A 12168-nucleotide genomic window follows, 5' to 3' on the forward strand; every position below is an offset into this window, starting at 1 on the left:
GCCGACGAAGGTGCACCGGCTACGCAACGCGATCTCACGCTCCGACCAAGGTACGGTTTGAGCGCACACAGGAGGTGGGCGGTGACGCAGGCGAGCACGCGTGTCGAGCAGGCCGCTGCTCTGCACCGGCAGGCAGTGGCCACGGTGGAGGCCGCGGCCCTCTCGCTCGACGGTCCGGTCCCGCCCGGCGGCGATCCGGCCGAGCAGTATCGCCTCGCCGAAGAGTTGCGGACGGCCGCGAACGCGCTTGCCCCGGGCTGGCTAGGCGCGCCGCTGGACGCCCAGTCGTCGGTGGCACCCCTCGGTGGTGACGTTCCGCCCCAGTTCGTCCGGCTGGGAGTGGCTCAGCTCTTGGACGATGCCCGGTTTCCCGCGGTCGTTCCGCTGCTCGGGACCGGCCATCTCACGGTGGACGCGGATTGCCGCGATCCGCGTGTCGCGGGCCTGTTGCGCAGCATCTTGCTCCGCCTTCTCGCCACGGCGCCGCCCGGGTCGTTGCTGATTCGTGCGGTGGACGGCGCGGCCGGGGGCACGGTGTTCGCACCGTTCGCGGCGCTGGCCGACGCGGGTCTGATGCCGCCGCCCGCGCTGGATCGGGCCGGTCTGCGTGACGCGCTGAACGAAGCCGAGAAGTGGCTCCGCCCCAACCGTTCCACCACCGCGCGGCGGGGGCGCCGGGACCGGTTGTTGTTGCTGGTGATCGCCTCGTTGCCGGAGCTTGCGGAGGCCGGCGATCTGGTCCGGATCGCCGCGCTGGCCCAGCAGGGTCCGGATTTGGGCCTGCATCTGCTCGTGGCGGGTTGGCCACCGCCGCCGTTGACGGCCGAGACGACACAGCCGCCGCTGCCTCGGACGACCATGATTTCGGTGCGCAACCCGTTCGCGGTGATCGGCGACCCGCCCGGCGGCACGTACGGGTCGGTGGACGGAGCCAACTGGCTGAATGCGCCGGTGTACCTCGACGAGGATCCGCCGCCTCACCTGATCGAAGCCGTGTGCCAGGAGTTGGCCGCTGACTCTGCCGCCGCATCGCAGGTGACGCTCGCCGATCTGCTGCCGGAGACCGGTGAGGAACTGTGGACCGGCGACGCGGCGGAAGGTCTGTCCACACCGGTGGGTCATGACGGTGACACACCGGTGGCGCTGAGTTTCAACGATCTGCATCCGCACTGGATGGTCGGCGGGCGGTCCGGAGCCGGCAAGACGGCCTTCCTGATCAACGTGCTGTACGGGTTGTGCGCTCGGTACAGCCCCGCGGAGCTGGCGCTGTATCTGCTGGATTTCAAGGAAGGCGTGTCATTCGCGGAGTTTGTGCCGACGCAGCGGGACCGGACCTGGCTGCCCCATGCCCGGGCGGTGGGCGTGGAGTCCGACCGCGAGTACGGGTTGGCGGTGCTGCGGGAACTGGACGCGGAGATGACCCGGCGCTCGGTGGCCTACAAGCGTGCCGGGGTCACCAAGTTCGCCGAGCTGCGCGCCGTGGCGGCCGAGGAGGGCCGCGGCAGGCCGATGCCGCGCGTGCTCTGCGTCATCGACGAGTTCCAGGTCCTGTTGGCGGGCAACGACGCGATGGCGACGGAGGCGGTGACGCTCCTTGAGTCGCTGGCGCGCAAGGGCCGCTCGTACGGCATTCATCTGATCCTGGCGAGTCAGACGGTGCTCGGCGTGGAGGCGTTGTACGCCAAGCGTGATTCGATCTTCGGCCAGTTCCCGGTACGTGTCGCGTTGCCCGGTGGTGGTGACGTGCTGGAGCCGAACAACGACGCGGCGGCCGGCCTTCCCCTGGGCACCGCGGTGGTGAACATGGCCGGTGGTTTGGGCGGCCCGCGCGGCGCCACCCGGGGGCATGAGCGGACCGTGCGGTTCCCCGACCCGCATGCCGATCAGGCCGGGCTCAGCGATCTGCGGCATCGCTTGTGGGGTGACCGCGACCCGGAGGCGACGCCGCCGAAGGTTTTCGCCGGGTACGCCGAGCAGCATCTGGCCGACGACCCGACCTATCGTGCCGCCCTCGCGGGCCGCGCCGGACGCCCGGCGGCCCTGGTCGGGCGGACGATCGACGTCGATCTGTCCACCGCCTCGTTCGCGTTGGACGGCTCGCCGGGCCGCCATTTGGCGATCTTCGGTTCGCAGGGTCTGGGCGCGGAGTTGCTGGAGGCGGCGGCGCGCAGCGTGGCGGCGTTCCACGCACCGCGTACCGCACGATTCGTGATCGCCTCGCTTGTCGCGGAGGGTGATGCCCTGGCGGAGTCGCTGGCCGACGAGATCGGGCTTCGACAGGAGGTGGCCGTGGTCGACGTGGCCGGCCTGGCGGCCGAGATGGACCCGGCACGACCCGGATACCGGGTGGTCTTCGGCATGGATGCCGCAAGCCGCGGGACTCTTCCCGGGCTGCGCTCGTTGTTGGTCGATGGTCCCGGCCGGGGAGCTCATCTGCTCTCCTGGTGGCGTGGCCTGCGCCGGTTCGCCGAGGAGACCGGCGGCAGTTCGGGCCGGGAGGATGTGGCCGGGCTGGTCTTCTTGAACGTGCCTGCGCAGGACGTGTCGATGATGCTGGGGAGGCCGGTCGATTGGACGCCGCGGCCGAATCGCGCCCTGTTGCATGACCGACAAGCCGACCGTACCGTCCGGTTCGTGCCTTTCGTTCAGCCCGAGGACGGCCGTCCGTGAGCCGCGACGCTCCACACACGCCGGACGAGGCGGCCCCGCCGCAGCACGGTGATCCGGCACCGGCGATACCGCGCCCGAGTCCACCCGGTCAGCCGGACCGGACCCGCCGGACCCCCGGCGGGCATGCCGACGCCGGGACCGCTGAGGTGGACGGTGGCGACCGTGCGAACGAGGCCGGCACCGGGCCGTGGGCCGGTTACCTCTGGGCCGCCCAGCGGCTCGACGCCGTGCGCCGTGCGGCGTCCGCGACGGCCGCGGACCGCGCTGCCACACTCGACGCCGCGCGGCAGGAGATCTCCGCGGTGCACGCCCGGCTCGCACCGCAGCGGTCCAGGCTGGTGCAGGATCTCGGCGTACCGGAGGCGGCTTTGACGCCTCTGCCCGCCGAGCGGGAGGCCGCCGCACGGGCCGTGGCGGGCGGTCCGGCCGCGGCGCTGGCGGCGGTGCGACAGGCGCGGGGTACGGCCGATGCCGCGGACGCGGTGATTCTGCGGCCGGACCGCGGCTCGTCATGGCTGCGCGGCGCGACCATGACGGCATGGCGGCAGTCCGCACCGTTGCGGCCGTGGGCACGCAATCTCCTCGTGTACGGGCCGTTCGCCGCCGCCGTGTTGGTGGTGCAGATCGTGCTCTACCTGGTCGCTCCGAGCGGCTCGCTGCCGACGTACGCGCTGTTGTGCGGGCTGAGCCTTCCGGTGCTCGCGTTCGGCCTGGGGTGGACCACGATCGGTTTCGTCTACGGCGGCAAGGGGACGAAGGTGGACCGCACCCCGGTGCTCGGCGCCGTCGTCTGTCTGACGCCGGTCCTGCTGACCTGCATGGGTGTCGGACTGCTCGCGCTCTTTCGGTGAGGGGAATGATCTGATGGCCAGCATCGAGGAGGTCAAGGCCAGCGTCGCGGCCTCGGTGGACGGCACCGGGCGCGCGGTCACCGGCATCCAGCAGGTGTCGGATCAACTCGACGATGCCTTGGCGTTGCTGCGGGTGACCGCGATCGGCTCGTTCCATCCGGCCGTGGCGGATGCCATCGCGCAGTTGGAACAGGCCCGTCTGCGCTTGGACGAGGCCGCCACGCTGGCTCGTGCCGCGGTCGACGCCGCCGAGCGCTACCGCATGATCGTCTGACGGGCCCGATCAGCGCGCGTTGATCAGGGCCATCGCCTCGGCGCGGACCTTTCCGTCGCGCTGGAAGGCACCGCGCACCGCCGACGTCACGGTACGGGCGCCCGCCTTGCGAATGCCGCGCATCTCCATGCACATGTGCTCGCATTCGAGCACCACGATGACACCGCGGGCGCTCAGCTTGGCGACCAGCAGGTCGGCGATCTGCGAGGTGAGACGTTCCTGGACCTGGGGTCGGCGGGCGAACACCTCGACGAGGCGAGCGAGCTTGGACAGCCCGGTGATGCGTCCGTCGACGCCGGGGATGTACCCGACGTGCGCCATTCCCTTAAACGGCAACAGATGGTGCTCGCAGAGGCTCATCACTTCGATGTCGCGGACCAGGACCAGTTCTTCGTGGTTCGCCTCGAAGGTGGTGGTGAGCACCTGCGCGGGGTCGACGCGCAGCCCGGCGAACAGTTCGGCGTACGCACGAGCGACCCGTGCCGGGGTGCGTTGAAGACCTTCGCGGTCCGGGTCCTCACCGATGGCGATGAGGATCTCCCGGACCGCTTTCTCGATGCGCGCCAGATCGACGGCCTGCTCCACCGGCGACCCGGTCACCTTGCCGTCGACGAGGCGCGCGGCCAGGTAGTCGATGTCGTCGTCGGAGTCCGCCGGTTCGGTGGCACTGTCGTCGCTGATCAGTGGCCGATCTCCCCATTGTTGCTGCTGTTGGGGCTGGCCCGTCCCGGCTCGCCGGCACCGCCGCCCACCGCCACCTGGCCGTCGGCCTCGGCCTGCGCCTTGAGCTTCTCCCGCTCGGCCGGGGTGAGCACCGGCGGCGCGTCGGAGGGCAGCCGCTTGCCGAACCCGTTGAACGGGGACATCGGCGGCCGCTTCTGCACCCGGGCGCAGATCCGGTTCATGTCCTCCTGGGTGATGGTTTCCTTCTCCATCAGCTCCAGGACCATCTCGTCCAGCACGTCGCGGTACTCGACCAGGATCTCCCAGGCCTCGTCGTGCGCCAGCTCGATCAGGGCCCGCACCTCGGCGTCGATGTCGGCGGCGATGGCGTCGGAGTAGTCCTTCTCGTGGCCCATGTTGCGGCCCATGAACGGTTCGTCGCCACTCGTGCCGTACTTGACCGCACCCAGCTTCGAGCTCATGCCGTACTGGGTGACCATGGCGCGGGCCAGGCCGGACGCCTTCTCGATGTCGTTGCCGGCACCGGTGGTCGGCTCGTGGAAGACGAGTTCCTCGGCGGCCCGGCCGCCCAGCGCGTACGCCAGGGTGTCGATCATTTCGGCCCGGGTCTGGGTGTACTTGTCCTCGGTGGGCAGCACCAGCGTGTGCCCCAGCGACCGGCCGCGCGGCAGGATCGTCACCTTGTGCACCGGAGCGCTGTGCGGCAGCGCGTACGCCACCAGGGCGTGGCCGCCCTCGTGGTAGGCGGTGATCTTCTTTTCCTTGTCGCTCATCGCCCGGGTACGCCGCTCGGGGCCGGCGATCACCCGGTCGATCGCCTCTTCGAGGAAGCCGTTGCTGATCGCCCGCTTCTCCTTGCGCGCGGTCAACAGGGCGGCCTCGTTGATGACGTTGGCCAGGTCCGCGCCGGAGAAGCCGGGCGTGCGGCGAGCCACCGAGTCGAGGTCGACATCCGGCGTGAACGGCTTGCCCTTGGCGTGCACCCGCAGGATGGCCTTGCGGCCCTCCATGTCCGGGTTGTCGACCGGGATCTGGCGGTCGAAACGCCCGGGACGCAGCAGCGCCGGGTCGAGGATGTCCGGCCGGTTCGTGGCCGCGATCAGGATGACCCCGCCCTTGGTGTCGAAGCCGTCCATCTCCACCAGGAGCTGGTTCAGGGTCTGCTCGCGCTCGTCGTGGCCGCCGCCCATGCCGGCGCCACGGTGCCGGCCGACCGCGTCGATCTCGTCCACGAAGACGATGGCCGGAGCGTTCGACTTGGCCTGCTCGAACAGGTCACGCACCCGGCTCGCGCCGACACCGACGAACATCTCGACGAAGTCGGAGCCGGAGATGGAGTAGAACGGCACCCCGGCCTCGCCGGCCACGGCACGGGCCAGCAGCGTCTTACCGGTGCCGGGCTGTCCGAAGAGCAGCACACCCTTGGGGATCTTGGCGCCCAGTGCCTGATATTTCGCCGGGTTCTGCAGGAAGTCCTTGATCTCCTGCAGTTCCTCCACTGCCTCGTCGGCGCCCGCCACGTCCGAGAATGTGGTCTTCGGCATGTCCTTGGTCAGCATCTTCGCCTTGGACTTGCCGAAGTTCAGCACCCGCGAGCCGCCGCCCTGCATCTGCGACATGAACAGCAGCAGCAGGATCACGAGGATCGCGATCGGTAGCAGGTTGACCAGCAAGGTCAACAGGATGTTGTCGCCGGAGACCGTCGAGTCGACCGTACCGGTGATCCGTCCCGCCGATTTGGCCTGCTGGACGGCCGACCAGATCTGGCCGGTCACCTCGTACGGGTACTGGGTCTCGATCCGGTCGGTGGACTTGCCGTCGAACCGCTCGGCCGAGGCGAGGTCGATTTGGAGCGTCTGCTCCTTGTCCTTGACCACGACCTTGGAGATGCCGGGCTGACTCAGCCGCTCAAGCGCGACCGATGTATCGACCCGCTGGTAGCTGGGTCCACTGGTGAAGAATGAGCTCAGCGCAATCGCACCGATGATCACCAGAATGATCCAGACCACCGGGCGGCGGAAGAAACGCGTACGTTCCATACTGTTGCGGGCGTCTGCGCGCCCGGACCCTCCTGATCGGCGTCCTGGTCACCTGGTCTATGTCACAACCGCCCGCCGGACCGGACCACTCCGATCCCGCATCGGCGACCGGCCGAGCCGGTTGCCTGGGCGGCACCTCCGGCACTCATGACATTGCGCCTTTGGTCACTCGACGGTACACCGTAGGTGCCGCCGTCGACTCCATGAGCCCGTGCGTGACCAGAACCCCGGACAATAAGATTTGGCTACAAAACCGGACAAAGACCTCTTTCCTGAGAAGAGGCTGAGGAAACGTTCAGCTACGCGCGTACACCTCGGGCTTGAGAACGCCCACATAGGGCAGCTCGCGGTACCGCTCCGCGAAGTCCAGCCCGTACCCGACGACGAACTCGGTCGGCATGTCGAAACCCACGTATTTCGTTGGCACCTGCACCTTGATGGCGTCCGGCTTGCGGAACAGCGCGACCACCTCGACGCTCGCGGGCGACCGGGACTGCAGATACTTCATCAGCCACGAAAGCGTGAGCCCGGAATCCACGATGTCCTCGACGATCACCACGTGCCGGCCGGTGATGTCCCGGTCCAGGTCCTTGAGGATGCGCACCACGCCGGAGGAGGTGGTGCCCTGGCCATAGGACGAGATGGCCATGAACTCCATCTCCAACTGCGGGCCGTAGCGACCCAGCGCCCGGGCGAAGTCGGCCATGAACATGACCGCGCCCTTCAGGACGCACACCAGCAGGATGCCGCCCTCCGCGCCGGCGTGGTCCGCGGAGACCTGCTTCGCCAGCTCATCGATCTTCTGCCGGATCTGTTCCTCGGTGATGATGACGCGTTCGATGTCGGCGTCGCGCCCGGACCCCTCAGCCATGGCCTAAGGGTGCCGCATGGACCCGCGGCGCGGTCACACGGGGCAGCCGTCATCCGCCGCAGAATCGCCCGATTTCACGGCAAAACTCGCGAAATTCGCTCCTCGCCGCGACGTTCAGTGACAACTCTCACAGGTACTCCGCGAGGAGGACTCCGTCCCGGCGAACCACCCCGATGCCGCCCGGTAACGCCGTGACGCCTTGGCCGTGCCAGTCCGTGATCAGCGCATCGAGGGCGTCCACATGGCGGTGCGAAAGGTCACCGCCGGGCGCGCCCAGCCCCCGCGCCCAGGCGTGCAACAACCGGGTCCGTACCGCGGGCGCGAGACCGGCCAGCACCGGCACCGACAGCGCCGGTGCTGGAGCTCCCGGCCGGACATCGGCGGTCTCCGCGGTCTCCCGCGCCCGCGCGGCGAGTTCGTCCAGCACCGCGTTGTCCGCCGCCAACTGGGTCGCGGTGCGCGCCAGGTTGTCCACCACCGCCGGGCCGAGCGCCTCGACCAATGCGGGAAGCGCTCCACCGCGCACCCGGGTGCGCGCGAACGCGGGATCGGCGTTGTGCGGGTCGGCCCACGTCGGCAGGCCGAGCGCGGAGCAGGCCTTGTGGGTCTGCGCTCGCGACACGTCGAGCAGCGGCCGGAGGAAGACGCCACGCCGGCGTGGCATGCCGGACAGGCCCCGGGGCCCGGCGCCGCGCGCCAACGCCAGCAGGACCGTCTCGGCCTGATCGTCCCGGGTGTGCCCGAGCAGCACCGCGACTGCGGACCACCGCGCCGCACTCGCTTGCAGGGCCGCATACCGCGCGCTGCGCGCGGCCGCCTCGGGGCCACCCGGCAGACCGCCGACGTCCACGCTCACCGCCTCGACCGGGTGGCAACCCGCCGACCGTGCCCACGTCGCCACCGCGTCGGCGCGGGCCGTGGAGCCTTCCTGCAACCGGTGGTCGACGGTGACCAGCCCGGGCCGCAGCCCGCTGCGCGGCGCGACGAAGGCCGTCGCGGCGGCCAGCGCCAGCGAATCCGGACCGCCCGAGCAGGCGACCAGCACGGTGCCACCGGACGGCAGGCCGGTCAGCGAACGGCGTACGGCGGTCCGGACGGCGGCGACCGGCGCCGGAATCCGGGCCATCGGCGGGCGATCAGCCGATCGAGGCGACCGGCCCGACCGCGCCGTGCACGCGGGCCACCCAGGCGTCCGGGTCGCTCAGCTCGGTCAGCCGCGGCAGGGTGAGCGGCGAGCTGAAGACCTTGTTGAAGCCGTCCATGCCCACGCGCTCCACCACGCCGTGCACGAACTTGCGGCCCTCGGCGTACTGGCGCATCTTCACCTCGATGCCGAGCAGGCGGCGGATCGCCTTCTCCAGCGGGTTGCCGCGCTCCCGGCGGCGATTGAACTTGGCGCGGATCTCCTCGACGCTCGGAATGACGTCCGGCCCCACGCCGTCCATCACGAACTCGGCGTGGCCTTCCAGCAGAGTCATCAGCGCGGTGAGCCGGTCCAGCACCGCCTTCTGCGCCGGCGTCTGCACGATGTCCAGCACCGACGAGCGGCTCTCCGGGTCACGCAGCGCGTCGGAGAGCGCGCCCACGCCGCGGCGCAGCCGCTCCAGGATGTGCTCTCCGCTCTGCGAGGCGTCCACGAACGCCTGCACCTCGCCCAGGAAGTAGCCCCGCATCCAGGGCACCGACGTGAACTGGGTGCGGTGCGTGACCTCGTGCAGGCAGACCCACAGCCGGAAGTCGCGCGGATCGGCGCCGATCTTGCGTTCCACCTCGACGATGTTCGGCGCGTTCAACAGGAGCTGGCCCGGGTCGCCGGAGAAGACCTCGTATTGCCCGAGCACCCGGCCGGAGAGGTACGCCAGCACCGTGCCGGCCTGCACGCCGGTGACCCGGGACCCGATCGCATCGCCGAAGGCACCCGGCTGCCGGTCTCCGGACAAGCGGCTGACCAGCGGCACGATGATCTGCTTCAGGCCGTCGATGTTCACCGCCGCCCAGTCCTTGCGGTCCACCACACGCACCGGCGGCACGTCGGCCGCCGCGGTCAGGCCGGTGTAGGCGGCGACGTGTCCGGCCGCCTCGTCGGTGAGTGTCCGCAGATCGGCCACCACCTGGACCGCCTCGTCGTATGACACCGCGGGCCCGGATTTGGACAGGGCGCCCGCGGTGGCGGCGGCCAGATCCCAGTCAACGAACTGCGCCATGCCGACCACGGTACCCGTGCGCCACCAGGCGCGGGCTCCGGTGAAATCCCTGATCACACTCGGTCAACGGGTGCACCCGTTCAGCAACCGCACCCCACCAACCCGGCGACGATCTTGTCGAGGGCGCTCCGGGCCGCGCTCGTCGGCCCCGTCTGGTCCGCCAGCACGGCGAACATGAGCAGGCGCCCGTCCTTGGTGACGAGTTCGCCGGCCATGGTGTTGACGCCGCTCAGCGATCCGGTCTTGGCGCGGACCACACCTTGACCGACTCGGTTGGGCGTGGGCGTGGCGAAGCGGTCTTCCAGCGTGCCCGACCAGCCGGCCACCGGGAGGCCGCCGAAGATGCTGCCCATCACCGGCTGCCCGCCGCCGGCCGCCATCGCCAGCAGGCCGGTGAGCAGGGTCGGGCTGATCCCGTCGTGGTAGGACAGGCCGCTGGCGTCGTAGAGATCCGCCTCGTCGCCGGGCAGGCCGAGCTCGTTCAGCTTGGCGATCATCGACTGGGTGGCGCCCTCGAACGACGCCGGTCGTCCGGCCGCGAGCGCCACCTGGCGGCCCATCGTCTCGGCGATCACGTTGTCGCTCTGCTGCAACATCCAGTCCACGATGTGCACCAGCGGCGGCGACTGCACGCTTCCCAGCTCGGTGCCGGGCGCGGGGTTGCCCGCCGCCGCGGATCCGTCCGGGTCGGCCGCCGAGGCGTCGCTCGCGGGAGTCGCCGTCGAGGCGTCCGACGTGGGAGCCGCAGGCGCCTTGCCGCGCTTCACCGGGGCGTTCACGCCGAGCTGCTCGGCGAACAGCCGGCCCGCGGACAGGGCCGGATCCGAGTAGCGCGGGTCGCCGCCGTACTCGTGGTGCACCGGCTTGCGCCGACCGGCGTTGGTCATCAGCGATTGGATCGCGGCGACCTGGCCCTCCGGCGAGATGAGGCCGGAGCTCCAGCCCGTCCCGGTGGTCGGGCCGACGAACAGCGACGTGTCGATGAGGACCTTGGTGGGGGCGTGACCGCCCAGCGCCTTGGTCACCTGAGCGGCGAGTCGATCCAGCCGGGCGGCACCGGGGAACTGGGCGTTCTCGTCAACCGCGAGAGTCGGATCGCCACCCCCGATCAGCACCACCTCCCCCGGCTCGTCGCCGGCCACCACCCGGGTGGTGAGCCGGTACGCCGGGCCGCGCGCCGCCAGCACGGTGGCCGCGGTGATGAGCTTGGTGGTGGAGGCGGGTGTCCGGAGATTGTCCGCATCGTGCTGATAGAGCGCCTCGCCGGTCACCGCGTCGACCACCGAGACACCCACACCGGTCCCCAACGCCTTGGCCTTGACCAGCGGCTCGATCGCCGCCGCGATGCCCGCCCCGGTCGGCACCACGCCGCTCTCGGCGTTCGCCGCCGCCAGCACCGGGGTCGGCGCGGGCTCCGGGTTCGCCGTGGCGGTCTGGCTGGCCGCCGGGCCCGCGCCCAGCCAGCCGGCAAGCGGGCCGGGCCGCACCAACAGCAGCGCGCTAGCCACGGCCAGCACCAGCGCGGACGCGATGCCGGACACCCACCAGACGCGAGTACGGCGTACGCCCACCGCCGGTTCCGGCGTCGGCGGTCCGGGGGTGGGTGCAGGCCCGCTGGTCGGCGACTGCTGCGCGGGCCCGCCGGGTGCGGTCGGCTCCCGTCGCATCGGGACGGCGGCACGCCCGTACGTCGCGCCGACTGGCGGCGGCGCCGCGGCGTTCGGCGGATCGGGTGGCGCCGGCACGGCCGCACGACCGGTCACCGCAGGACCGCTCGCCGGACCGCCGGGCGGCGCTGAGTCCGCGCCGTTCTCGCCGGAGGATGCGGACACGCCGCCGTACACAGGACCGTTATGTGAGTCTTCCCTCCTCACGAGCCCCCCTCCTCGTACGTGGCGTCAGACTTAGGGGAGACTACAAACATCCGGCACATCGCTGCGCGCGGATCCTCCCCGCCGACCGCGGCCGGATCTTCCGCGGCGCACCGGATGGCGCGTGACCTGCGCGGACTGACATGACGGGTGAGCAAGGGAGCGAGCATGGATTTCGACGTCCTGGTTGAGATCCCCAAGGGCCACCGGAACAAATACGAAGTCGACCACAAGACCGGGCGGATCCGGCTGGACCGGACATTGTTCACCGCGACCCAGTACCCGGCGGATTACGGCTTCATCGAAGGCACCCTGGGCCAGGACGGCGACCCCCTGGACGCCCTGGTGCTGATTCAGGAACCGACGTTCCCGGGCTGCCTGATCCGTGCCCGCGCCATCGGCATGTACCGGATGACCGACGAGAAGGGGCGCGACGACAAGGTCCTCTGCGTCCCGTTCGAAGACCCACGGCAGGAGCACCTGCGAGACATTCACCACCTGGGTGAGTTCGACCGGATGGAGATCCAGCACTTCTTCACGGTCTACAAGGACCTGGAGCCGGGCAAGTCGGTGGAGGGCGCGACCTGGACCGGGCGGGTGGAGGCGGAGGACGAGATCCGCGCCTCGTTCGAACGCGCCGCGTCCGCACAGCACGAGCACGCCGACCAGGAAGACTGAGCCGCCGGCCGGTGCCCCTCCGGGCG

General features: G+C 70.5%; 10 protein-coding genes. 4 read left to right on the forward strand and 6 right to left on the reverse strand.

Features of this window, described 5'->3' with window-relative positions:
* Positions 1–81: 81 nt before the first annotated feature.
* The 3 genes from IEY73_RS21185 to IEY73_RS21195 are packed head-to-tail and all read left to right on the forward strand — an operon-like array spanning position 82 to position 3795.
* Complete coding sequence (locus IEY73_RS21185; protein ID WP_189081015.1) at positions 82–2670, forward strand: FtsK/SpoIIIE domain-containing protein; 2589 nt, start codon at positions 82–84, stop codon at positions 2668–2670.
* Positions 2667–3521, forward strand: a complete 855-nt coding sequence (locus tag IEY73_RS21190) for a hypothetical protein (RefSeq protein WP_229716020.1) — start codon at positions 2667–2669, stop codon at positions 3519–3521. The genes IEY73_RS21185 and IEY73_RS21190 overlap by 4 nt, the downstream gene beginning before the upstream one ends.
* A gap of 13 nt (positions 3522–3534) precedes the next feature.
* On the forward strand, positions 3535–3795 hold the full coding sequence (locus IEY73_RS21195) for a hypothetical protein (RefSeq protein WP_189081016.1): 261 nt from the start codon (positions 3535–3537) through the stop codon (positions 3793–3795).
* A gap of 9 nt (positions 3796–3804) precedes the next feature.
* Here the strand turns inward: IEY73_RS21195 and folE are convergent, their stop codons facing one another.
* From folE to dacB, 6 genes are all read right to left on the reverse strand, one after another.
* Positions 3805–4479 (reverse strand): GTP cyclohydrolase I FolE, encoded by a 675-nt coding sequence (folE, locus tag IEY73_RS21200; protein WP_373292831.1) that lies wholly within the window; start codon positions 4477–4479, stop codon positions 3805–3807.
* On the reverse strand, positions 4476–6518 hold the full coding sequence (gene ftsH, locus IEY73_RS21205) for an ATP-dependent zinc metalloprotease FtsH (RefSeq protein ID WP_189081017.1): 2043 nt from the start codon (positions 6516–6518) through the stop codon (positions 4476–4478). Before ftsH ends, folE begins: the two co-directional genes overlap by 4 nt.
* 295 nt (positions 6519–6813) lie before the next feature.
* The gene (gene hpt, locus IEY73_RS21210; protein ID WP_189081018.1) at positions 6814–7389 is read right to left on the reverse strand and encodes a hypoxanthine phosphoribosyltransferase; all 576 of its coding nucleotides are present in this window, start codon (positions 7387–7389) and stop codon (positions 6814–6816) included.
* 127 nt (positions 7390–7516) lie between these two features.
* Complete coding sequence (gene tilS, locus IEY73_RS21215; RefSeq protein WP_189081019.1) at positions 7517–8515, reverse strand: tRNA lysidine(34) synthetase TilS; 999 nt, start codon at positions 8513–8515, stop codon at positions 7517–7519.
* Positions 8516–8525: 10 nt separating this feature from the next.
* On the reverse strand, positions 8526–9593 hold the full coding sequence (locus IEY73_RS21220; RefSeq protein ID WP_189081020.1) for an Rv3626c family coenzyme F420 biosynthesis-associated protein: 1068 nt from the start codon (positions 9591–9593) through the stop codon (positions 8526–8528).
* A gap of 80 nt (positions 9594–9673) precedes the next feature.
* The gene (gene dacB, locus IEY73_RS21225; protein ID WP_189081049.1) at positions 9674–11260 is read right to left on the reverse strand and encodes a D-alanyl-D-alanine carboxypeptidase/D-alanyl-D-alanine endopeptidase; all 1587 of its coding nucleotides are present in this window, start codon (positions 11258–11260) and stop codon (positions 9674–9676) included.
* A 372-nt stretch (positions 11261–11632) separates the two neighbouring features.
* On the opposite strand from dacB, the gene IEY73_RS21230 reads away from it, so the two are divergent.
* Complete coding sequence (locus IEY73_RS21230; protein WP_189081021.1) at positions 11633–12142, forward strand: inorganic diphosphatase; 510 nt, start codon at positions 11633–11635, stop codon at positions 12140–12142.
* Positions 12143–12168: the final 26 nt, after the last annotated feature.

The sequence above is a fragment of the Mangrovihabitans endophyticus genome (assembly GCF_014646155.1).
GTDB lineage: Bacteria > Actinomycetota > Actinomycetes > Mycobacteriales > Micromonosporaceae > Actinoplanes > Actinoplanes endophyticus.